Consider the following 22,464-nt stretch of genomic DNA (forward strand, 5'->3'; position numbering starts at 1 on the left):
GCGGAGTCTTTAGGAGCTCAGTGAGATTCGCGGCCCACGGCGTCGCCGCTGGAGCCGATGAGGAAGTCGAGGTCGGCGCCGCGGTCGGCTTGGGTGACGTGGTCGACGTAGAGGCGTTCCCAGCCGCGGGCGGGCTTGGCGTGCCCGTTCACGACCGGCGGCCTGGCGTTCAGCTCGGCGTCGGGGATGTCCACGTCCAGGCGCCGCGCGGCCACGTCGAGCACGATCGGGTCACCGGTGCGCACCTTCGCCAGCGGGCCGCCCGCCGCGGCCTCGGGCGCGGTGTGCAGGACGACCGTGCCGTACGCGGTGCCGCTCATGCGGGCGTCGCTGATGCGCACCATGTCGCGTACGCCCTTGGCCAGCAGCTTGGCCGGCAGCGGCAGGTTGCCGACCTCCGGCATGCCGGGGTAGCCCTTTGGCCCGCAGCCTCGCAGCACCAGCACGGACGTCTCGTCCACGTCCAGGTCGGGCGAGTCGAGGCGGGCGTAGACGTCCTCGACGCTGTCGAAGACGACGGCCCGGCCACGGTGCCGCAGCAGCTCGGGCGAGGCGGCGGCGGGCTTGATCACGGCGCCGCCGGGCGCGAGGTTGCCACGCAGGACGGCGATGCCGGCGTCCGGCAGGATCGGGTCGCTGCGGCGCCGGATGACGCTCTCGTCCCAGATCTCCGCGCCGGCGAGGTGCTCGACCAGCGGGCGGCCGGTGACGGTGATGGCGGATGGGTCAAGTAGGTCCTCGACCTCCTGCAGCACGGCGGCCAGGCCGCCCGCCCTGAACAGGTCGTCCATGAGGTGCCGCCCGGCGGGCTGGAGGTCGACGAGCAGCGGCACCCCGGAGCCGGTGCGGTCGAAGTCGTCCAGCGTGAGGTCCACGCCGAGCCGGCCCGCGATGGCCAGCAGGTGCACGACGGCGTTGGTCGAGCCGCCGACGGCGGCCAGCGTCACGATGGCGTTGAGGAACGAGCCCTTGGTCATGACCTGGCTCGGGCGGCGGCCCTGCTTGACGAGGTCCACGGCGAGGCGGCCGCTCTCGTGGGAGCGTTCGAGCAGGCGACTGTCGGGGGCAGGGGTGCCGGCGGTGCCGGGCAGCGTCATGCCGAGCGCCTCGGCCATGCAGGCCATCGTGGAGGCGGTGCCCATGGTGTTGCAGTGGCCGCGGCTGCGGATCATGGACGACTCGGACTGGAGGAACGCCTCCCGGGAGAGCGTCCCGGCGCGCACCTCCTCGCTGAGCCGCCACACGTCGGTGCCGCAGCCTAGCGGTGTGCCCCGGAAGTGGCCGGTCAGCATGGGGCCGCCGGGCACCACGACGGCGGGCAGGTCCACCGAGGCGGCGGCCATGAGCAGCGACGGGATGGTCTTGTCGCAACCGCCGAGCAGCACCACGCCGTCGATGGGGTTGGCGCGTAACATCTCCTCGGTGGCCATGGCCGCCAGGTTGCGCCAGAGCATCGCGGTCGGGCGCACGTTCGACTCGCCGAGCGAGACGACGGGCAGGTCGAGCGGCACACCGCCGGCCTCCCACACGCCGTGCATGACGCTCTGCGCCACCTCGTCGAGGTGGGAGTTGCAGGGGGTGAGGTCGGAAGTCGTGTTGGCGATCGCGATGTGCGGACGGTCACCCTCGAACGCCTCGCGCGGCAACCCGCGCCGCATCCATGCCCGATGGATGTAGGAGTTTCGATCGTTTCCTGAATACCACCGCGAACTCCGCAAATCCATGTTCGGCACCTTATCGACCATTCGGGGGATTCAGCACGTTCTGTGGAGGAAGCAGCAGGGGCATGGACCATATAGACGCGTACTGGCGGGCGGCCAACTACCTGTCCGTCGGGCAGATCTACCTGCTGGACAATCCGCTGCTCGCCGAGCCGCTGCGCCCGGAGCACATCAAACCGCGCCTGCTCGGCCACTGGGGCACGACGCCCGGGCTGAACTTCTGCTTCGCCCACCTCAATCGGGTGATCAAAGAGCGAGACCAGGACATGATCTACATCTGCGGCCCCGGGCACGGCGGCCCGGCCGCCGTGGCGCACGCGTGGCTGGAGGGGTCGTACTCCGAGCGTTATCCGGACGTCTCGCAGGACGTCGAGGGGATGCGACGGTTGTTCCGGCAGTTCTCCTTCCCCGGCGGGGTGCCGAGCCACGTCGCGCCGGAGACGCCGGGTTCGATCCACGAGGGCGGCGAGCTGGGGTACGCGCTCGCCCACGCCTACGGCGCCGCGTTCGACAACCCGGACCTGGTGGTGGCGTGCGTCATCGGGGACGGCGAGGCCGAGACCGGCCCGCTGGCCGCGAGCTGGCACTCCAACAAGTTCGTCGACCGCCGCCGCGACGGCGTGGTGCTGCCGATCCTGCACCTCAACGGCTACAAGATCGCCAACCCGGCCGTGCTCGCCCGCATCCCCGAGCAGGAGCTCCTCAAGCTCATCGAGGGGTACGGCTACCGCCCCCACTTGGTCGGCCCCGACCACCAGGAGATGGCCGGCGCCCTGGACGCCGCGTTCGACCAGATGGCCGCCTACAAGAGCGGCGACGCCGACCGGCTCCCGATGATCATCCTGCGCACGCCGAAGGGCTGGACCGGGCCGCGCGAGGTGGACGGCAAGCCGGTCGAGGGAACGTGGCGCGCGCACCAGGTGCCGCTGGCCAAGGTCCGCGAGAACCCTACTCACCTGGCCATGCTCGAGGAGTGGATGCGCTCGTACCGCCCCGAGGAGCTGTTCGACGGCGGCGGCCGGCCCAACCAGGACATCCTCGGCATGGCGCCGCGGGGGGCGCGCAGGATGAGCGCGAACCCGCACGCCAACGGCGGCGAGCTGCTGGAGCCGCTGCGGCTGCCGGACTTCCGCCGGCACGCGATCGAGGTCAAGTCGCCCGCCACGCAGACGAGCGAGCCGACCCGCGTGCTCGGCGAGTTCCTGCGCGACGTGATCGCGGCGAACCCGCGCACGTTCCGGCTGATGGGGCCGGACGAGACCGCATCCAACCGGCTGCAGGCCGTGTTCGAGGCGACGGACCGGGCGTGGGACGCCGAGGTGCTGCCGACCGACGAGAACCTCGGCCCGGGCGGGCGCGTGATGGAGGTGCTGTCCGAGCACCTGTGCCAGGGCTGGCTGGAGGGTTATCTGCTGACCGGCCGGCATGGGCTGTTCAACTGCTACGAGGCGTTCATCCACATCGTCGATGCCATGTTCAACCAGCACGCCAAGTGGCTGGAGTCGGCGCAGAAGATCTCGTGGCGGCGGCCGGTGGCGTCGCTGACCTACCTGCTGTCGTCGCACGTGTGGCGGCAGGACCACAATGGCTTCAGTCACCAGGACCCGGGGTTCCTAGACGTGGTCGTGAACAAGAAGGCCTCCGTGGTCCGGGTCTACCTGCCGCCGGACGCCAACACGCTGCTGTCGGTGGGCGACCACTGCCTGCGCTCCCGCGACTACGTCAACGTGATCGTGGCGGGCAAACAGCCGGTGCTGGACCTGTTCACGATGGAGGAGGCCGTCGCGCACAACACGCGCGGCCTCGGCATCCTGCCGTGGGCCTCCACCGACGAGGGCGTGGAGCCGGACGTGGTGCTGGCCTGCGCGGGCGACGTGCCGACCATGGAGACGCTGGCCGCCGCGGCGCTCATCCGCGAGCACCTGCCCGAGCTGAAGGTCCGGGTCATCAACGTGGTCGACCTCATGCGGCTGCAGCCGCAGTCGGAGCATCCGCACGGGATGCCGGAGGCCGAGTTCGACACGCTGTTCACGACGGACCGGCCGATCATCTTCAACTTCCACGGCTACCCGTCGCTCGTCCACCAGCTCACCTACCGCCGGCGCGGGCACGACAACCTGCACGTGCGCGGGTACAAGGAGGAGGGCACCACCACGACGCCGTTCGACATGGCCATGCTGAACGACATCGACCGCTACCACCTGGTCATGGACGTCATCGACCGCGTCCCCGGGCTCGGTTCCAAGGCGGCGCACCTGCGGCAGCGGATGAGCGACGCCCGGCTGCGCGCCCGCGCGCACACCCGTGAGTACGGCGAGGATCCTGTGGAGATCAGCTCGTGGACATGGCCGGCCGAATTCTCGTCCTGAACACCGGCTCCTCGTCGATCAAGTATGAACTGGTCGACGTCCGCACCCGGGACCGGCCCGCCAGGGGGCTGGTGGAACGCATCGGCGAGGCCGGCCCGGGGCGGCTCACGCACCGGGCCGGCGACGGGCCGCCGTACGTGCGGGAGCGGCCGTTCCCCGGGCACGGCGAGGGGCTGGACGCGATGATGGAGGCGTTCGCCGCGGCGGGACCCGAACTGGCGCCCGTCGCGGTCGGCCACCGCGTCGTGCACGGCGGGACCCGGTTCACCGAGGCCGTGCTGATCGACGACGGCGTGATCACCGCGATCGAGGAGCTGGCCCCGCTCGCGCCCCTGCACAACCCGGTCAATCTCACCGGGATCAGGGTCGCGCGCAAGGCGTTTCCCGGGGTGCCGCAGGTGGCCGTGTTCGACACCGCGTTCCACCGCACGCTGCCACCGGAGGCTTACACCTACGCCGTGCCGAGTGAGTGGGGCGTGCGGCGCTTCGGCTTCCACGGCACCTCCTGCGCGTACGTCTCCCGCCGCGCCGCCGCCTTCCTGGGCCGCGACCTGGCGGGACTCGGTCTGATCGTGCTGCACCTGGGCAACGGGGCGAGCGCCACCGCGATCTCCGGCGGCCGCAGCGTCGACACCTCCATGGGCATGACGCCACTGGAGGGGCTGGTCATGGGCACCCGCTCGGGCGACGTCGACCCGGCACTCGCCGGCTACCTCGCCCGGGTGGACGGGCTAGACCCCCAGCAGGTGGAGGAGGCGCTCAGCCGCCACGGCGGCCTGCTCGCCCTGACCGGGACCGGAGACATGCGCGAGGTACGCGGCCGCGACGACGACGCGGCCAGGCTGGCGCTGGCGATCTACACCCGGCGGATCCGCAAGTATGTCGGCGCCTACTACGCGCTGCTCGGCGGGGTGGACGCGATCGTGTTCACCGGCGGGGTGGGCGAGCACGACGCCGCCACACGGGCGGCGTCCCTGGCCGGGCTCGACCGGCTCGGCATCGCCGTGGACCCGGCGCTCAACCGGGCCGACGCGGACGGCGAACGGGCCGTCTCACCGGCGGGGGCCGAGGTGCCGGTGCTGGTCATCCCGACCGACGAGGAATGGGAGATCGCCCGCCAGGCCCTCTCCCTCATTGCCGGCTCCCCTTGAGCGGAGGGCGACCGTGGGAGGATGGGAGTCGTGTCCTCCGCGTCATCAGCGCTGCGGTTGTCGAGGGCCGTCGTGTTCGCGACGGTCTGCGGCGCCGTTTCGGCCGGGGGGCACGCGCTGGCGGGCGGCGGGCTGGTGCCGTTCGAGGTCTACCTGGCCGGCGTGCTGGCGGTGCTGGCGTCGGCGTACCTGATCGACGGCCGCGAACTCGGGCCGGCGGCCGTGCTCGCCGCGACCGCGGGCGCGCAGACGGTGCTGCACCAGCTGTTCGAGCGGCTCGCCGGGGCTCGGCCCGCCGGCGCCGAGGCCGCGCACGGGCACCTCGCGCCCGGCATGACGCTGGCGCACCTCACCGTGGCGGCGTTGACGGCGTGGTGGCTGTATCGGGGCGAGCGCGCCCTGTGGCTCATGGTCCGGCTGTACGGGACGCCGCTCCCGCTCATCCGGCTGCTCGTCACCGTCCCGGCGACCTGCGCGAGGCCGGGGTGGCGGCCCGTGGCCGCTCCAGAGATCTCCATCCGCGCGAGGACGACCGCTTCCCGCGCCGTCACCAGGCGAGGACCGCCCGGGCGCTTCCCCTGAAGCACGTCCCGGCGCGCCGGCTCTTCGGCGCGTGTCCTTGCCCGCACCCGGACCTCGAGGCCCGGGAGACGATCTCTGGAGATCGAACCATGACCTTTTCCCTGTACCGTCACATCCGCACGGCCGCCGCGGCGGGGCTGGCCTGTGCCGCCTTCCTCGCCACGACCCCGTCGCCGGCGTTCGCCCACGACGCGCTCAAGAGCAGTTCGCCGGCGAAGAACTCGCGGGTCTCCGCGAGCTCACTGGAGGAGATCGAGCTCGAGTACACCGCGAGCGTCAAGTTCCCGTTCGTTGTGCTGCGCGACGCCAAGGGCGCGCGGGTGCCGCTCGGCAAGCCGCGGCTCGCGGGGCCGAAGGTGGTCGCCGAGGTCAACGGGCCGCTCCCGGCCGGCGCGTACGTCATCGCGTGGCGGGTCGTCTCGTCGGACGGCCATCCCATCGAGGGTGAGATCCCGTTCCGCGTGAAGGGGATCTCGCCCTCGCCCACGTCGACGGGCGAGAGCGCATCGTCTCCGTCGTCGGCCCCGCCCGCGGCGTCGGCACCGCCCTCGTCGTCCGCCCAGGCGGTGGAGCCGTCGGCCGCCGGTGGCACGTCCCCCGCCTCGTCGGCCGGCGTCCCCGGCTGGATCTGGGGCGCACTGGCCGCGCTCGTCGCGCTGGGCGCATTCGTTGTGCTCAGGGGCGCGCGCCGTGGGCCCGAGCAGGAGGACGCGAATGCGGATTGACCAGGCCAGACAACTCGCGCGGCGCTGGGTCGCGGAGGAAGGCGCCCGGCTGCCCGGATTCGGCGGCGCGTTCCTGACCGGGTCGGCGCTGTGGGCGGACCCGGACGCGGAGCTGCCCCCGACCTCCGACGTGGACGTGATGGTGCTCGCCGACCCGTCCGCCGCCAGGATCGGAAAGTTCCTGTACGAAGGAGTGTTGCTGGAGGTCTCCTGCCTTCCCGGGCTCGGGTCCGCGCACGACGTGCTCGGTGACTACCACCTGGCCGGCAGCTTCCACCTCCCGTGCGTGCTGGCCGACCCCACGGGGCGGCTCACCGAGGTGCAGCGGATCGTCGCCCGCGACTTCGCCGAACGGCCCTGGATCCTGGCCCGGTGCGGCCACGCCATGGACCGGGTACGCGCGTGGATCACCGGCATGGACGCCTCCGCGCCACTGCACGACCAGGTCACCTCGTGGCTGTTCGGCACCGGGGTGACCACGCATGTGCTGCTGGTGGCGGGGCTGCGTAACCCGACCGTGCGCACGCGGTACGCGGCCGTGCGGGACCTGCTGGCCGAGCATGGGCGGCACGACTACCACGAGGTGCTGCTGGACCTGATGGGGTGCGCGGAGCTGAGCCCGGAGCGGGTGGAGCTGCACCTGTCGGCGCTGGAGAGGGCGTTCGACGCGGCCACGGCCGTGCAGGCGCCCTCCTACCGGTTCGCCTCGGACATCACCGCGGCCAGCCGGCCGGTGGCCATCGACGGGAGCCGGGAGCTCATCCGGCGCGGGCTGCACCGGGAGGCCGTCTTCTGGGTGGTGGCGACGTACGCGCGGTGCCTGGCCAAGCGGGCGGCGGCCGGGGTCTCCGGGTACTCCGGGTACTCCGGGCACGAGGACGGGTTCATGGAACTGCTGGGCGACCTGGGCGCGGCGACGGCCGCCGACCGCCGCCGCCGGGGCGACCGCGTCCTGGCCGCCCTCCCGGGTCTTCGGGAAACCGCCCTCTCCCTTTGCTGAGGGGTCAGCGGCCGTCGAGGCGGTGGATGGCGTCGCCGTACAGGTCCGGGCTGCGGTCGCAGGACTCGATGAAGTCCCGGGGGAAGCCCAGCTCGAACTCCACCGCCGACTCCAGCCGCCGCACCGCCTCCTCGGGCAGCGCGAGCCCCGCCGCGCCCAGGTTGTCCTTGAGCTGCTCGGCGCTGCTGGCCCCCACGATCGGGTGCACGCCCCGCCGCAGTACCCAGGCCAACGCCACCTGCGACGCCGTGACGCCCAGCTCCCCGGCGACCTCCACCACCGCCCGCGCCGCGGCCAGCTCGCGCTCGCCGAGCGAGGCGGGCGACACCCGCGAGGCCGGCGCCCCCGGGTCGTTGTACCGGCCGGACAACACGCCGCGCTCGAGCGTCCCCCACGCGGTCACGCTCATCCCGAAGGCCTCCGCCATCGGCAGCAGCTCCCGCTCCACGTCCCGCCGCAGCAGGCTGTACGGCACCTGGAGACCCGCGAACGGCGTCCACCCCCGGAGCTCGGCGACCGTGTTGGCCCGGCTGACCAGCCACGCCGGAGCATCCGATATGCCGACATAGAGCACTTTGCCAGACCGCACCACGTCGTCCAGCGCCCGCATCGTCTCCTCGACCGGGGTGTGCCGATCCCATACATGCACCCAGTAGAGGTCGATGTAGTCGGTACGCAGCCGCCGCAGGCTCTGCTCCAGCGTCAGCACCAGGTTCTTGCGGTGGTTGCCGGCCGCGTTGAGATCGGTGCGGTCACGGGTGCCGGTGTACTTGCTGGCCAGCACGAAACGATCGCGCCGCCTCTGCAGCAGCTCGCCGACGATGCTCTCGCTGTCGCCGTACATCGAGGCCGTGTCGACCACGTTGCCACCCGCGTCGGCGTACGCGTCGAGAATGCGCCGCACCTCAGGCGACGCCGAGCGGAAGGTCATCGCGCCCAGGAACAGCTCCGAGACCCGCAGCCCGGTACGGCCGAGCAGCCGGTAACGCATCACGTCAACTCCTCCAGAGGGTCAGGCCTGGTACGGCGTGGCCAGGCGGGCTTCGTGCAGCACCGTGCTCCACCAGCCGAGCTGGTCCAGCACGGCCTTGGCCGCGCCGTCCGGCCCTTCAGGATCCATCAGCCGGCCCTCGGCGTCGAACCGGGTCCAGTGCTGGTCGAGGCTGATCCAGTTGCGGATGGTGACGGCGTGCATCTCGCAGAAGACCTGCCGCAGGTGCTCGGCCGCGCGCACGCCGCCGCCGTAGCCGCCGTAGGACACCAGCGCGACCGGCTTGGCCTGCCACTGGATGGGGTGCCAGTCGATGAGGTGCTTGAGCGAGGCGGGGAAGCTGTGGTTGTACTCCGGCGTCACCACCACGTACGCGTCCGCCTGTTCCAGCCGCGCGGCCAGCCGCCTGAGGTCCTCGGGACGGCCGTCCACGTCGAAGAGCCGCTCTGGGGTGCCGGGCAGTTCCAGCGGCAGCGTCGTGTCCGCCAGGTCGACGACGTCGACGTCGAACAGGCCGTGCTGTCGCGCGTGTTCGGTGAACCACCTCGTGATCGTGGGGCCGAAACGGCCTTCGCGAACGCTGCCGGTGATCACCGCGAGTTTCATGTTCGTCACGGTGTCCAACCTGCTGCGGTTCGCGCCGCCGAGGAAGGCCGGGCGGAGACTGGCCCTGGCAGGGCCACGATAGGGCCGCGCCCGCCGCCGTACACTCGGACCGTGAGTGATAACGAGCTGGGTGCGTTCCTGCGGGCCCGCCGCGAGGCACTCAAGCCTGCCGACGTCGGGCTGCCCGACGGGCCTCGGCGGCGCACGCCCGGGCTGCGCAGGTCGGAGCTGGCCACGGTGGCCGGGCTGAGCGTCGAATACCTGACCAGGCTGGAGCAGGGCCGCGATCGCAATCCGTCCATGCAGGTGCTCACCGCGCTCGCCGACGCCCTGCGCATGACGCCGGAGGAGCGGATTCACCTCCGCTCCCTGAACAAGATCTCCAGCGGCGCCATCGGGCTGTGCCCCGGGGCCGATCAGGGGCCGGCCCGCACAGTGCGGGCCACCGTGTGCGCGGTGCTCGACCGGCTGGAGCCCGCGCCTGCCGCCGTGGTCAACCGGCTGAGCGAGGTGGTGGCCCGCACGAGCGGCTACGAGCGGCTCTTCGGCCCCGTCGGGATGCTGGACGGCGACCCGCCCAGCATGATCAGGTACGTTTTCGCCGATGCGCGCGCCAGGGTCGCCTTCCCGGACTGGGATCGGGTGGCCGACGAGCACGCCGCCGGCCTGCGCCTGGAGATCGCCCAGGGCGATCAGTACGCCGCCGAGCTCGTCTCCGAGCTGTCGTTCGCGGCGGGCGAGCCCTTCACCAAGCGGCTGTCGGGGCCGCCCGAGCCGCCGCGCATGGCCGCCGTGGAGCGGCTCGCGCACCCGCAGGCCGGCCAGCTGCGGCTGGCCCGCGAGGTGCTCGACCTCGACGGCGGTGAACAGCGGCTCCTGGTCTATCTGCCGGCGGACACCGCCACGTCGGCCGCGCTCGACCGCCTCACCGGCCGCCACCCGGGCGCGCTGCGCGCCGTCACGGCGTAACGGCCGGTCGCGGGCGTGGCTGTCGGCCGGTCGCGGGTGGGACCTATTCGCGGACGGTGAGACCCAGCGCCGCGGCCACGACCGTCGCCTGGAACGGATCGATGATCGCGTCCTTGAAGGTGACCTGCTCCAGGTCCAGCGTGCTGAGGTCGCTGCCGCGCAGGTCGCACTTGGTGAGGTCGGCTCCGCGCAGCCACGCCCCCGACAGGTCCGCCCGCCGCAGCTCGGCCCCCTCGAGCCGGACCCCGCTCAAGTCGGCCTCGCGCAGCCGGGCGCCGTCGATGGAGCTGCCGCGCAGGTCTGCGCCGGACATGACGACGTATGACCAGTCGCCGCCCTCAACCTTCAGCAGCCCGTACGTGCACCCCTCGAACACGCTCCCGGTGAGCTTGCACCCCCTGAACGTCGCGTCGAAGAAGGAGCAGCCGATGAACGTGCAGTTGAGGAACTGCGCGTCATCGTGCTCCGACACGTTGAACCGCACGTTGCCGAACGTGCACTCCTCGAACGAGCAGCCGCGGTCGAGCAGCTCCGTCATGTCCACGTCCTGGAACAGGACCCGCTGGTAGCTCTCGCCGGTGAGCTCCAGGGGATTGTCCCAGTCGGCGGCGCCGATCGTGCGCTCGATGGGGAAGACAGGTCTCCTGTTGGCCATGCGAACAAGCTATCGGCTCAGGCCCGCTTGGCGATGGCCGTGATGAAAGGTTGCACGAGCTTGGCGGCGAGCGGGCCGAACGCCGCCAGGATGAGCACGTACGCCGCCGCCAGCGCCCCCAGGTCGGGGTGGGCGCCGGCGCCGACCGCCAGTCCGGCGATCACAATGTTGAACTCGCCGCGCGGGATGAGCGCGATGCCCGCCCGCGCCCGCCCGGCCTTGCCGATGCCGGCCCGCTTGGCGGCGTACGCGCCGGTCAGGAGCTTGGTCACCATGCTCACCAGCGCTAACAGCGCCGCCAGGCCCGCCACCGGCAGGATCTTCGCCGGGTCGGTCTGGAGTCCGAAGAACACGAAGAACACCGCGGCGAACAGGTCCCGCAGCGGCGCCAGCAGCGCCTGTGCGCCTTCGGCCAGCTCACCGGACAGCGCGATCCCCACCAGGAACGCGCCCACCGCCGCCGACACCTGCAGTTGCTGCGCCAGCCCGGCCACCAGCAGGGCGAGTCCGACCACCTTGAGCAGCAGCACCTCGGAGCTCGGGCTGGACACGAACGCCTCGATGAACCGCCCGAACCGCAGCGCCACGACCAGCACCACGGTCACGGTCACCAGCGCGATGCCGACCGAGATCGCCCCGCTCACCAGGCTCAGCCCGGCCAGCACGGTGGTCAGCACCGGCAGGTAGATCGCCATCGTCAGGTCCTCGAACACCAGCAGCGACAGCACCGTCGGCGTCTCCCTGTTGCCGATCCAGCCCAGGTCGGTCAGTACCTTGGCGGCGATGCCGGAGGAGGTGGCGTAGGTGACGCCTGCCATGGCCACGGCCGCGACCGGCCCCCAGCCCAGCAGCAGCGCGCAGATCGCGCCGGGCGCGGCGTTGAGCACCAGGTCGACGACGCCCGCGCGGGCGTTGCCGGTCAGGCTCGTCACCAGTTCGTCGGCGTTGTACTCCAGGCCCAGTGTCAGCAGCAGCAACACCACGCCGAGCTCGGCGCCGACGGAGATGAACTCCTCGCTGGTCGCCAGCGGCAGCACGCCGCCGGTCCCGAACGCCAGGCCGGCGATCAGATAGAGCGGGATCGGCGAGATGCCGATCCGCAGGGCCAGCGCGCCGAGCACGCCCAGGCCCAGCAGTACAGCGCCGAATTCAAGGAAGAGGACCGCGGTTTCGTGCACCCGCGGCCCTACCCTTCCGCCAGGATGCCGGCGACGTCGGCGGTGCTGTCCTCGCTGCCGACCACGACCACGACGTCGCCCTCGCCGAACACGAAGTCGGGGCCCGGGCTGGCGAACACCCGCCCGGCTCGCACGACGGCGACGATGGAGGCGCCGGTGCGGGTGCGTACCCGGGCCTCTCCCATGGGCCGTCCCGCGTACGGGGAGCCTGGGGGGATCGGCAGCTGTACGCTGACCAGGCCCTCGACCTGCTGGTGCAGCTGGTTGAGCCGCTGCACGATGCGCGGGGCGCCGAGCAGCTCGGCCAGGGCGTCGGCTTCCTCGTCGTTCAGCTTGACCGTCTGGCAGGCGCGGTCGGGATCGTCCTCGTCGTAGATCACCAGGTCCCGGCGGCCGGTGCGGTGAGACACGACGCCTACCCGTTGGCCTGCCCGGGTGGTGAAGTCGTGACGCAGCCCTATACCCGGCAGTGCTGTTTGCTCGACCTCCACCTGACCCCACCCGTGTCGCGTTCAGCCTGTTTCCGGATAACCCTACCAATCGTGCGATCGGCGACTTCCCGCCCGGCGCAGCGGCCGGCCGACCTCGTGCAGGTGGCGCAGGGCCTGCCCCCACGACGCGAACAGGCCGCATTCGGCGTAGTCCACGCCGATCGACCGGCAGTAGTCGCGGACGAGGGGCTGCGCCCTGCGCAGGTTCGCCGTGGGCATGCTGGGGAACAGGTGGTGCTCGATCTGGTAGTTCAGACCGCCGAGCGCGGTGGTTACCAGCTGCCCGCCGCGCACGTTCCTGGAGGTCAGGACCTGGCGGCGGAGGAAGTCCAGTTCGTCCTCGGCGGTGAGCACGGGCATCCCCTTGTGGTTGGGCGCAAATGTGCACCCGAGGTAGATGCCGTAGCAGGCCTGGTGCACGGCGAGGAAGACCAGCGCCTTGCCGGGCGGCAGCACGAGGAACACCGCGCCGAGGTAGGTGAGGACGTGCGCCCCGAGTAGCAGCCCTTCCGTCGTGCGGTTCTTGAGCGACGGACGGCGCAGCGCGCGGAAGCTGGAGACCTTGAGGTTCAGCCCTTCCAGGGTGAGCAGCGGGAAGAACAGGAGCGCCTGCCAGCGGCCGATGATCCTGGGCAATCCGCGGGCGGCCGCGGCCTGCCGCTCCGACCAGATGAGGATGTCCGGCGAGACGTCGGGGTCGTGGTCCTCGTGGTTGGGGTTGGCGTGGTGGCGCGTGTGCTTGTCCATCCACCAGCCGTAGCTGAGTCCGACCGCCAGGTTGCCGGCCAGCAGCCCGGCGATCCGGGAGGTACGCCGCGAGCGGGAGATCTGCCCGTGCGCCAGGTCGTGGGCCAGCAGCGTCACCTGGGCGAACGCGACGGCGAGCAGCACCGCGACCGGCACCTGCCACCAGGAGTCGCCCACGGTGGCGAACACCGCCCAGCTTCCCGCGAACAGGGCCGCGACCACGCCGATTCTGGCCGCGTAGTAGCCGGGCCGCTTGTCCAGCAGGCCCGCCTGTGCGATGCGGCGCGACAATTTGGCGAAGTCGCTCCCCCGTTCGGCTCGGGCGGTGTCCATCACAGTCAAAGCTCTCTCCGATGCTGCCGAGTCGTGTGTGACCACTCATCAGCATCGCGAGCGCGGACACCGTGCGGATCCCCGCTGACACCCGTCTTCGCGGTAGGGCAGGCCCTACCATGGGCGCGAAACGGCGCCCCCGCCGCCTGGGGATCGGGCTGCCCAACCGCACTCAGCGTGGCACTGGACGACCTCACCGGTTCGGGAATGGCAGGCGGCGGGGGCGCCTGCTCAGGTGAGCTGCATGGCCGGCATCTCGGCCGGTGCGGCCGCCGTACCGTAGACGTGCAGGTCCGGGCGGAAGGCGGCCAGGTACGCGTCCCGGTCGCGGAAGGTCGCGGCCAGGGTGTCGCCGTAGTCGATCAGCTGCCGGTGCGCGTGCCTGCGCGGCTCGTACCGGGCGTACAGCAGCCGGTCCAGCAGTTCGGCGTCGCCTCCTGCCGCGCTGATGACGTCGGCCAGGATCTCCGCGTCGTGCAGCGTGTAGCTCATGCCCATGCCCGTCATCGGGTGGCAGGCGAACGCGGCCGAGCCGAGCAGGGCGGCGTTGCCCTTGTGGTACGCCGACACCCGCAGCGACGAGACCTTGATCAGCTGCCACTTGGCGGGCTGGAGCGCGTTGAAGGCGTCGGAGCTGTCGGTGACGAACTTCTTGAGCTCGTCGATCAGGGCGGGGATGCCGTCCTGGAAGATCTCCTTGTCCTGCTCGGGAGGCAGGCCCACGAACACCCTGGCCTGGTCCTTGTTGAGCGGGTAGAGGTAGGCCAGCCAGCCGTCGGAGCTGAAGTACAGCCGGTTGAGCTGGGCGACGCTGGCCGTGAGCGGCACGGTGGCCACCCGCATCAGCAGCCGCTCGTACGGCATCGTGACCTGCTCGATGCCGAGCGCCTGGCGTACGGCGGACTTGGTGCCGTCGGCGCCGATGACGACGTCGGCCCGCAGCCGCCGCCCGTCGGAGAGGATGAGTTCCTCGACCCGGTCATCGCCGACCGCGATGTCGGCGATGTCTGCGTCGAACCAGAAGTCGACGCCTTCCATCGCGCAGCACGTGTAGATGAGCTCGACTAGCTCCCTGTAGGGGCGGATGAGGAAGCCGCCGTCGGGGAAGCGGCATTCCCTGATCGGGTCGCCGTCGTGGTAGTAGCGGATGATGTCGCGCCGGAGGCCATGGCGTTCGACGAGGTTCGCCAGCCCGTGACGGGCGAGCACCCGCAGTCCCGGCGGTTTGAGGAAGTCGGCGCCCGCGCTGGGGATGGAGGGTCCCTGCTCGATGACGACGACGCGCCGGCCGCGCCGGCCCAGGAGTAAGGCCAGGAAGCAGCCGCCGAGCCCGGCGCCGACGATGGCTACGTCGCACGATGTGGTTGCCATGACGAGAGCCCTTTCGGTGGTTCGAATTAGTGCGTATTCCCGCGGGTCCCGGCGAGCGGTCCGGCCTCGGCCGCCCGCGGCCGCGGGATGTGGTCCATGGGAGGTGTGCGGGTCTCGACAGGCAGCAACGCGTCCGCCTCCGCCGCGACGGTGGCGAGGGTCATCCGCAACTCCAGCAACATCCGGCGCGGCACCTTGATCATGACGTCGCCGGGGTCGGGCCGCAGCCGGGTGATCTTCGTGAGGGCCAGCGCGCCCATGAGGACCGAGATCGCCACGCAGATCGCCAGCGCGCCGGCCAGGCCGGCGAAGGGGCCCGCGAAGGGCCCGGCCACGAACGGGTGGTCGATGACTACTGATACGACGGCGATGCCGACGGCCCCGCCGACCATGCGGGCCATGGTGGCCGCGCCGACGGCGGAGGCGTACTGCTGGGGGCGGGCGGCCAGGGTGGTGGCCATGGAGGTGCCCGGCGCCAGCGCGCCGACGCCCATTCCCAGCACGACGCTGGCGACCAGACCCCAGACGGTGGGGCCGACCTGGGTGAGCACGAGCACGCACGCGCCGCCGCAGAGCAGAGAGCCGGCGTAGATGAGGCCGTACGCGCCGATCCGCTTGACGATCTTTCCGGCCAGGAAGCTCGTCACGACGACGGCCACCGACGTGGGCGTCAGCCACATGGCCACCTCAAGCATCGGGTAGCCGAGGTGGAGCAGGTACAGCGGCTGGACGGTCAGCAGCCCGTACGACAGCGCGCCGAACCCCCAGGTGGCCAGCCAGCCCCAGACGAACTTGGGCCGCCGCCACAACACCAGGTCGATGGCCGGCAGGCGGTGGTGCCTGGCCTGCGCGAGCGCTCCGCCGAGCAGGAGGAGGGCGGCGAGGGCCAGCCACACCACGTCCATCCCCCAGGCCATGGCCTTGGAGATGGCCAGCACGACGACCGCGATCCCGGCGGCGAGCAGCCATGCACCGAGCACGTCCGGCACGCCCTTGGCGCCGGCGCGCCGGCCCGACGGAATCGCGAAGCAGGCGATCAGGAGCACGACGCCGATCACGACGTCGGGGACGAACAGGGACCGCCAGCCGACGGTGGCGGCCAGCCAGCCGCCGCCGGCCTGCATGAGCAGGCAGCCGAGCCCCGAGGCGGAGCTCCACAGCGCGATCGCGCCGCGCCGCTGCGCCTCCGGCAGCTCCCCGAGCAGCAACCCGAGGCTGGCCGGGATCATCGCCGCGGCGCCCGCGCCCTGGACGGCCCGCGCGGCCAGCACGTATGACCAGGACTCCACGGTGACGGTGGCGATGCCGCCGAGCACGAACACCACCAGCCCGACGGCCAGCACCCGGCGGCGGCCGCACAGGTCGGCCCAGCGGCCGGCCGTGGCCAGCAGTGCCGCGATCGGGACGAACGCCGCGCTGGTCAGCCAGACCAGGTCGCCGAGGGGCATGCCGGCGCCTGCCGGCGTGTAGCGCAACACCCCGACCGCCAGGGTGGTGGCCGTGGTGTCGGCCATCACCGTGAACATGACGCCCGCGCCGACCAGCCGCAACATCACCGCGTGGCGGCGGCTCACGCCGGCCGTGCTCGTCCCCCGTGCCGGTGACGAACGCACGTGGTCACCTCCAAGCTATGAGTGGTCTCCGCCGGCCGGCACACTCCGGCTGTGCGACCAGCGAGGTGGACATGTCGTTTTATGCCGAAATAAGTCAGGCGCCGTAACGGCCGGGTGAGAGCAGGCCGTCCGGGTCGAGCGCCGTCTTGAGCCGGTGGAGCATGCCGAGGCTGGCGGTGCTGGTCTCGGACCAGACGTCGGCCGCGGCGTGGTCGATGTCGGAGCGGTAGATCGCGCAGCCGTGCCCGCGCAGCAGGCAGTTGCCGTCGTTGCGGAGCTGGTGCGCCCGATAGGGAGCCTCCGGCGCGCCGCGTTCGAAGAAGATCTGGATGACGCCGTTGGCCATGTGCTGGCTGACGAGGTTCCACTCGACCATGAGGGCGGTGGTGTGCGCGTCCACGGCCGTCTGCAGGGCGGCCACGATCTGCTCGGTCTTCCGCGCGTTCGTCGGCATCAGCGGCATCAGCGCCAGGAACCCCATCTGGCCTTCGTCGATCTGGTCGCAGGAGGACACGCGGAGCGCGTTGCGTACGCCCAGGCAGGTAGGGATGCCCTGGGCCATGAGCGCTCTGGCGTACAGGGGGTCGCCGGGCCGCACCTCGGCGGCGTCCAGGACGCGCAGCGCCTCGGCGCCCTCCACCTCGACCAGCGCCTTGCGCAGCAGCTCCTCGGCCAGCTCGACCGCGGCGTCGCTGCCCATCAGCGGACCCATGACGGTGAACATGCCGGGGTCGGCGCCCTTGGGCAGCATCCAGTCGCCGTGGCTTGGGACGAGGGCGAGCTCGCGCACGCGCAGCATCCCGTCGGCGGGATTGCCGCGGCGCAGGAAGCCGGCCATCGCGTCCAGCGCGACGCCGACCTGGTCACGCGGGATACGGCCGTGCACCAGGCCGACGGTCTGGGGACGCGGCAGCAGCGCGACCGCCATGGCGGTGACGATGCCCAGGTTGTGCTGGACGAACGCGGCCGTCAGGTCGGGTCCGGCGACCCGGCCGTGGTAGCGCCCGGACGGGTCGAGCCCGCCGGTGGTGACCACGCTGCCGTCGGCCAGCACGGCCTCCAGCCCGGCCACGTCGTGGACGCGGGAGCGGAAGGTGCCGTCGCCACGGTCGAGGGCGTTGCCGACGACGGAGGTGTCGGCACAGGAGTTGGTGACGTTCAGCATCCACGGGGTGTCCCGCAGCACCGCGGCGAGCTGCGCCTGCGTGACCCCGGGCTCGATGACGGCGAACCCGGCTTCCAGGTCGAGGCTGCGGATGCGGTTCATGCCGCCGAGGTCGACGACGACGTTGTCATCGGTGACCGGCATGGCCGAGCCCATTCCCCAGTTCCTGCCGGTGCTGATCGGGTAGAGGCGGCGCCTGGTCGTCGTGGCGCTCCGTACGAGGGCGCGGACCTCGTCGAGGGTGCGCGGCGCCTCGGTGCCCGCTATGGAGCGAGGCTGGTGACCCCCGACGTCACGTGGCATCAGCTCCACTCGCGTTAGCTCCTGCATGTCTCTCCTCAGACTTTCTACGGGCTAGGCGGTGTGCTGGAGCAGGTCGTCAATGGAGCCGATGGCCTGGTTGGACATCTCCCTGATGCCGAGCAGCCGCTGCTCGACGTACATGTCCGTTTCGGGGAGAGCGTCGGGGATGTCGAGCGTGCCGGAGCTCGCGCGCGGCGGGGACTGCACGGGAACCTCGTGCAACGCGTACGGGTGACGCCGCGGGCGGGCGGTGTCGGTGTCGCGGGAGTCGTGCCTGGCGCGGCCGGGCAGGTGCGGGGGGGTTCGCATGACGGGAGCTCTCCTACCGGATGTGAATGGGGTTTTCCGGGCGGCCGCTCGCCGTTGAGCGGCGTCTGAGTCAGCGCGCCGGAGCTCGGCCCTCCTCTGGGCCGGGGTGGCCGGCCCATGGAGTGACCGCCGTGGGGATGGCCCGCGGCGCGCCGTGGTTGATGACGCTGGCGGCGATCCGGCGTTCTGCCAGCCCCATGTGGGGGCGGCCGCCGCCGGTGGAGTTCGGCCGTGCGGCCGAGCCACGGATCATGGAGCTGGCGTGCACCCAACGGCGTGACTCGGCCAGCACGTCTCGTTGTGCGCGGCGCAGGTCGCGGTGCTGCGCGTACTGCTCGCAGACGGCCCCCGCGAGCACCCGCGCCATGACCAGGTGCTCGTCGCAGGCCGTCGCCAGTTTCGACTCCAGGCCGATGACCTGGGCCAGGAGCAGCTGCAGGTGGGGCAGTCCTGAGCTGCGCTCGAACCCGGCGAGCTCGGCCAGCCGCTCGGGCCAGCGCAGCCGGCGCTCGATCGAGGCGCACGTGGCGGCCACGACCTGCGCGGCGGGGTGGTCGTCTGGGCTCTGTCCCTCGAGCTGCACGGCCCGCTGGGCGGTGTGCTCGAAGTCGGACAGGCGGCGCAGGCCGCTCTGCAGCAGGCGTACGCGGTTGTGCAGGCACGCGGCGCTCCAGCCGAGCACCAGCAGCCGGTCCTGATCGGCCTCGCAGTGCCAGCCGACCAGGGACACCTCGCGGGCCATGCGGTGGTAGAGCACCCAGGCCTCCGGCGGGGCGGGGGGCGCCGGGGTGTCGATCCACACCTGCAGGCCGCCCGGGGGCAGCTCGCCGACGCCGATGTCCATGCCGTCGGGGGCGACCCTGGCGCAGATGCGCCGCACCACGCGTGTGTGCGCCGGATCCACCGGCACCGGGCCTTCCCAGACAGGCAGCACTCGCTCTGGGGCCACCTTCGCCCTTGGCTCGATGCTCATCTGAGGCCACCTCCTGACCCGAGGGCCATATTCGATCTCTGTAAATTCACACTTAATGTTGCCGCTCTGATCGTGAGCAGCGGGCGGTTTTCTGTCAACTACCACTTAACAGATACGGTATGGATCCCTCGCCGCGAGGTCAGGCGGCGGCGTGAACGGGCGACTTCCCGCAGGTGAATCCGGCGTTACGGGCCGTGGCCGATCTGGCGTCCGCACGGTTCGGCAAGCCCTCGAGGACGCGCCAGGAGCAGCCCGCACCGGGGGCCTGGAGCCGTGGTCGCGGCCATGTCGCCGGCCTTCGTACCGCCCGCGTCGCCCGGTGCGGCGCAGGCAGGAGGCGGCTACTGACTGCTACAGGAGCACTCCCAGCAGTCCGTGCCTTACCTGATCGATAGTGATTCGTCACTAGACTGGATTCGTCGCAATCCGGCGCCCGCCGCACGGGAGCCGACGGCGGACCCGGCCGCCCGGCTAATGCGGATTGTCGTGGTCGCCGGTGCGCTGCACAGGAACGCTCGACCCCATCCCGTAATGGCGGTAGAGCTCCATCTCCTCCGCCGCGCTCAGGTGCCCGTCGACATCGATGTGCGGGGCTGCGTGAATCGTTTCCCGGTCGAAGGGAATTCGGATCTCGTGGCCCGCGTGGTGACTGCCGGTCAGCGGCACGAAGGTCTGCCTCATCCCGAGGAACCCCGTGCGCACGGTCACCCACTCGGGCTCCTCGGTGCGCTCGTCGAGATAGACCTGGCCGACCTCGCCGATCGGCTCCCCGTCCGGCCCAACGACATGACATTCGAGCAGATTGCGAATCTCCGTCAGCGTCGCCACGACGATCCCCCGATGCGTTGACCCTGCCCTAAATGGGATAAATACCCCATATCACCCATTTGCACACTTACTCACCATGGGTGCCACGCAGCACGGACAGGTGTTTCTCGAGCGTCGGGACCGCCGCCTTGGCCAGGGCGACGACCGCCGGGGACGATCCGCGGGAGATCTCCTTCTTGGTCGCCGCGATCGCGGCCATGTGCTCGTTGGTCATGGTCGCGAGGAATTCCTGGTCGAAGTCCTTGCCGATCGCGGCCCGCAGCTGGAGGATCTCCTCCCGCTGGTGGGAGGAGATCGACTTGGGCAGCTGGACGCCCAGCTGTGTGGCCAGCTGGGCGACCTTGACGTCGAAGGCGGTGTGGTCCTGGACGAGCATTTTGCCGATCGTCTTGATCGGCTTCGTGGAGCCCTTGCCCTGCGCCAGCCGCCCCGTCTGGATCTCGGCGATATTGCCCTGGTGGATGGTCCGCATCCAGGCCCTGTCCTGTTCGGACGGCGGCGCCACGGTCTTCGGCGCCACGGCGGCGGTGTTGGTCGGCGCCTCGGTGCATCCGGCCAGCGCGGCGGCGGCCAGCAACAGGGTCAGGCGTGTACGCATGGGCGTTCCTATGACATGGCGACTCTCTTACACTACGCAGAGTAATCGCAGCCGATGAACGGCCAGGGCCATTCCGTGGCCCGGGCGCGTCCTGGTCCGCGCACCTCGTGCCGCTGTCGTTCCTGTGGGACGGCGCCACCGTGCAGATCGCCACCTCATGGTCGGCGGCACGTGGCTGGACGGTCAGCGGAAGCTCAGCTCCAGGGTGGTGTGCTGCTTGCGGATGACGATCCCCTCGGCGTCCGCCTGCCCCGGGTAGGCCGTCACCCGCAGGTCCCCCGCCTGCGGGCGGCCAGCCTCGTCCCAGGCCGCGACATGCCCGGCCAGGTCGGCCGCCAGCCTGGCGCCGGCGCCGCCGTGGCCGCGGGCGACGAGGAAGTCCTCGGCCGCCAGCACGGCGATGCTGTCGCCTTCGACGATGCCCGCGCTGAACGTCGGCCCGGCGGCCGTCTGACCGCTGAGCGCGCACCAGCGTGGCTCGTGCAGAGCCAGCCACAACGACATGCCCATGCCGATCACGGGCATGGGAGCGGGCTCCTCGACCTTGGTGGTGATCTCGGTGGGCACCGCGTCGAGCGCGGCGGCCACGTCGCCGAGCTTGCGCGGCCCGGGAAGCGCCAGGATCAGCTCGGGATCCCGGCGCAACACGATGATCACCTCGGGTCCGGCGAACGGCCCCCGCATCCGCATGAACCCGCACGCCGCCACCGACCGGCTCACCCAGTGCCCCTCGTCGCGCTCCATGGCCACGGACACCTGCACGCCGCGCAGGTCGAGCGGCACCACCAGGCGCCCGTCCGGGCGCAGCTGCGCCAGCCAGGCGGGAGCCAGGTCCCACACGCCGACGGTGGCGATCAGCCGGTCGTACGGGGCCAGCTCGGGGTGGCCCGCGGCGCCGTCCCCGCGCACCACCTCCACCCGGGACTCCCCCACGGCCGCCAGATGCTCCCTGGCCCCCGCGACCACGTCCTCGTCGATGTCGACGCTCACGACACGCCCCTCGGGACCGACGAGGCGGGCGAGCAGCGCAGCGTTGTAGCCGGTGCCCGCGCCGATCTCCAGCACCCGATGCCCGAGCGCCACGTCGAGCTGGTCGAGCATGGTGGCCATGATGGCGGGCTGCGACGACGAGCTGATCGGCCGGCCCTCGTCGTCGCGCTTGGTCACGATGGGCTCGTCGCGGTAGGCGTCCTCGGGGGCGATGCTGGGCACGAAGTGGTGGCGCGGCACGTCCCGCATGGCCGCGGCCACGGGCTCGCTGACGTCCTGGCGCTCCTGCAGCAGCGCCACCATGGCTTCCCTCTGCGTCGCGAAGTCCATGCCCCCATTGTCCCGCGGGTCGGCAGGACGCTGTTCGCGCGAGAATTGTTGGTAAAGAACGAGTCAGGAAGGGTTGGGAGTCGATTAAGGGGGAAGGGCAGCCAACTCCTGAACGTCGACCGTGAGGAGGAGCCGTAGTGCTCACCCTGACAGCCAACGCAGCCCAGGCGATTCGCGATTTGACCGCGTCCGCGCCTGATGCGGCCCAAAGTGGGATCCGCATCTCGTCGCAGGGCGAGGGCGCGAGTTCGCTCACCCTTTCGCTCGCTACCGCGCCGGAGCCGGCCGATGCGATCGTGGAGGCCGAAGGGGCGCGAGTCTACCTGGATCCCGTGGCCGCCACCGTACTGGAGGACAAGTCTCTCGACGCCGGAGCCGATGACCAGGGAAGCGTGTCGTTCCTGGTCACCGACCAGACGGCCTGACCCGACACGGGCGCGCCCCCGCCGCGGCCGGCCGGCCGCGG

The 22,464-nt window shown here is 71.4% G+C and carries 22 protein-coding genes; 7 read left to right on the forward strand and 15 right to left on the reverse strand.

The window, feature by feature from the left end:
* Positions 1 to 17: 17 nt before the first annotated feature.
* On the reverse strand, positions 18 to 1,724 hold the full coding sequence (locus ACTWPT_RS27435; protein WP_443180338.1) for an IlvD/Edd family dehydratase: 1,707 nt from the start codon (positions 1,722 to 1,724) through the stop codon (positions 18 to 20).
* A 62-nt stretch (positions 1,725 to 1,786) separates the two neighbouring features.
* On the opposite strand from ACTWPT_RS27435, the gene ACTWPT_RS27440 reads away from it, so the two are divergent.
* The 5 genes from ACTWPT_RS27440 (at position 1,787) to ACTWPT_RS27460 (ending at position 7,548) form a co-directional block, all read left to right on the forward strand.
* The gene (locus ACTWPT_RS27440; protein ID WP_443180339.1) at positions 1,787 to 4,090 is read left to right on the forward strand and encodes a phosphoketolase family protein; all 2,304 of its coding nucleotides are present in this window, start codon (positions 1,787 to 1,789) and stop codon (positions 4,088 to 4,090) included.
* A complete protein-coding gene (locus ACTWPT_RS27445) occupies positions 4,066 to 5,241 on the forward strand; it encodes an acetate/propionate family kinase (RefSeq protein WP_443180340.1) in 1,176 nt (391 codons plus the stop codon). The genes ACTWPT_RS27440 and ACTWPT_RS27445 overlap by 25 nt, the downstream gene beginning before the upstream one ends.
* Before the next feature lie 30 nt (positions 5,242 to 5,271).
* Positions 5,272 to 5,823, forward strand: coding sequence for a hypothetical protein (locus tag ACTWPT_RS27450; RefSeq protein ID WP_443180341.1), 552 nt, complete (start codon positions 5,272 to 5,274; stop codon positions 5,821 to 5,823).
* Between the two features lie 89 nt (positions 5,824 to 5,912).
* A complete protein-coding gene (locus ACTWPT_RS27455; RefSeq protein WP_443180342.1) occupies positions 5,913 to 6,548 on the forward strand; it encodes a copper resistance CopC family protein in 636 nt (211 codons plus the stop codon).
* The gene (locus tag ACTWPT_RS27460; RefSeq protein WP_443180343.1) at positions 6,538 to 7,548 is read left to right on the forward strand and encodes a hypothetical protein; all 1,011 of its coding nucleotides are present in this window, start codon (positions 6,538 to 6,540) and stop codon (positions 7,546 to 7,548) included. The genes ACTWPT_RS27455 and ACTWPT_RS27460 overlap by 11 nt, the downstream gene beginning before the upstream one ends.
* Positions 7,549 to 7,552: 4 nt before the next feature.
* Here ACTWPT_RS27460 and ACTWPT_RS27465 read toward each other — a convergent pair whose 3' ends face one another.
* Together ACTWPT_RS27465 and ACTWPT_RS27470 are read right to left on the reverse strand one after the other, a co-directional pair.
* Positions 7,553 to 8,539: an aldo/keto reductase gene (locus ACTWPT_RS27465; protein WP_443180369.1), complete on the reverse strand. Its 987-nt coding sequence runs from the start codon at positions 8,537 to 8,539 to the stop codon at positions 7,553 to 7,555.
* Between the two features lie 21 nt (positions 8,540 to 8,560).
* Positions 8,561 to 9,145, reverse strand: coding sequence for an NADPH-dependent FMN reductase (locus tag ACTWPT_RS27470; RefSeq protein ID WP_443180344.1), 585 nt, complete (start codon positions 9,143 to 9,145; stop codon positions 8,561 to 8,563).
* Between the two features lie 111 nt (positions 9,146 to 9,256).
* On the opposite strand from ACTWPT_RS27470, the gene ACTWPT_RS27475 reads away from it, so the two are divergent.
* A complete protein-coding gene (locus tag ACTWPT_RS27475; protein ID WP_443180345.1) occupies positions 9,257 to 10,114 on the forward strand; it encodes a helix-turn-helix domain-containing protein in 858 nt (285 codons plus the stop codon).
* 43 nt (positions 10,115 to 10,157) lie between these two features.
* Here the strand turns inward: ACTWPT_RS27475 and ACTWPT_RS27480 are convergent, their stop codons facing one another.
* The 12 genes from ACTWPT_RS27480 to fxlM all read right to left on the reverse strand — a co-directional run bounded on the left by ACTWPT_RS27480 (position 10,158) and on the right by fxlM (position 21,998).
* A complete protein-coding gene (locus tag ACTWPT_RS27480; protein ID WP_443180346.1) occupies positions 10,158 to 10,769 on the reverse strand; it encodes a pentapeptide repeat-containing protein in 612 nt (203 codons plus the stop codon).
* Between the two features lie 17 nt (positions 10,770 to 10,786).
* Positions 10,787 to 11,947, reverse strand: a complete 1,161-nt coding sequence (locus tag ACTWPT_RS27485; protein ID WP_443180347.1) for a cation:proton antiporter — start codon at positions 11,945 to 11,947, stop codon at positions 10,787 to 10,789.
* A gap of 8 nt (positions 11,948 to 11,955) precedes the next feature.
* Complete coding sequence (locus ACTWPT_RS27490) at positions 11,956 to 12,357, reverse strand: cation:proton antiporter regulatory subunit (RefSeq protein WP_443180348.1); 402 nt, start codon at positions 12,355 to 12,357, stop codon at positions 11,956 to 11,958.
* A gap of 123 nt (positions 12,358 to 12,480) precedes the next feature.
* A complete protein-coding gene (locus ACTWPT_RS27495; RefSeq protein ID WP_443180349.1) occupies positions 12,481 to 13,518 on the reverse strand; it encodes a fatty acid desaturase family protein in 1,038 nt (345 codons plus the stop codon).
* A gap of 231 nt (positions 13,519 to 13,749) precedes the next feature.
* A complete protein-coding gene (locus ACTWPT_RS27500; protein ID WP_443180350.1) occupies positions 13,750 to 14,889 on the reverse strand; it encodes an FAD-dependent monooxygenase in 1,140 nt (379 codons plus the stop codon).
* A 26-nt stretch (positions 14,890 to 14,915) separates the two neighbouring features.
* Positions 14,916 to 16,502, reverse strand: a complete 1,587-nt coding sequence (locus tag ACTWPT_RS27505) for an MFS transporter (protein ID WP_443180351.1) — start codon at positions 16,500 to 16,502, stop codon at positions 14,916 to 14,918.
* Positions 16,503 to 16,596: 94 nt separating this feature from the next.
* Entirely contained in the window at positions 16,597 to 17,997 is a 1,401-nt protein-coding gene (locus tag ACTWPT_RS27510; RefSeq protein ID WP_443180352.1) for an FAD-binding oxidoreductase, read from the reverse strand.
* Positions 17,998 to 18,021: 24 nt separating this feature from the next.
* On the reverse strand, positions 18,022 to 18,279 hold the full coding sequence (locus ACTWPT_RS27515; RefSeq protein ID WP_443180353.1) for a hypothetical protein: 258 nt from the start codon (positions 18,277 to 18,279) through the stop codon (positions 18,022 to 18,024).
* A 70-nt stretch (positions 18,280 to 18,349) separates the two neighbouring features.
* Positions 18,350 to 19,252 carry a hypothetical protein gene (locus tag ACTWPT_RS27520; protein ID WP_443180354.1) on the reverse strand — a complete coding sequence of 301 codons (903 nt, stop codon included), beginning with the start codon at positions 19,250 to 19,252 and terminating at the stop codon, positions 18,350 to 18,352.
* Positions 19,253 to 19,723: 471 nt separating this feature from the next.
* Positions 19,724 to 20,080, reverse strand: coding sequence for a PRC-barrel domain-containing protein (locus ACTWPT_RS27525; protein WP_443180355.1), 357 nt, complete (start codon positions 20,078 to 20,080; stop codon positions 19,724 to 19,726).
* A gap of 67 nt (positions 20,081 to 20,147) precedes the next feature.
* Positions 20,148 to 20,678: a DUF4142 domain-containing protein gene (locus ACTWPT_RS27530; RefSeq protein ID WP_443180356.1), complete on the reverse strand. Its 531-nt coding sequence runs from the start codon at positions 20,676 to 20,678 to the stop codon at positions 20,148 to 20,150.
* A 183-nt stretch (positions 20,679 to 20,861) separates the two neighbouring features.
* A complete protein-coding gene (fxlM, locus tag ACTWPT_RS27535; RefSeq protein WP_443180357.1) occupies positions 20,862 to 21,998 on the reverse strand; it encodes a methyltransferase, FxLD system in 1,137 nt (378 codons plus the stop codon).
* Positions 21,999 to 22,135: 137 nt separating this feature from the next.
* Between fxlM and ACTWPT_RS27540 the strand changes: the two genes are divergently transcribed.
* Positions 22,136 to 22,423 carry a Fe-S cluster assembly protein HesB gene (locus ACTWPT_RS27540; protein ID WP_443180358.1) on the forward strand — a complete coding sequence of 96 codons (288 nt, stop codon included), beginning with the start codon at positions 22,136 to 22,138 and terminating at the stop codon, positions 22,421 to 22,423.
* Positions 22,424 to 22,464: the final 41 nt, after the last annotated feature.

Origin of the sequence: Nonomuraea sp. 3N208 (assembly GCF_052245935.1) — a bacterium.
In the GTDB taxonomy this organism is placed as follows: domain Bacteria; phylum Actinomycetota; class Actinomycetes; order Streptosporangiales; family Streptosporangiaceae; genus Nonomuraea.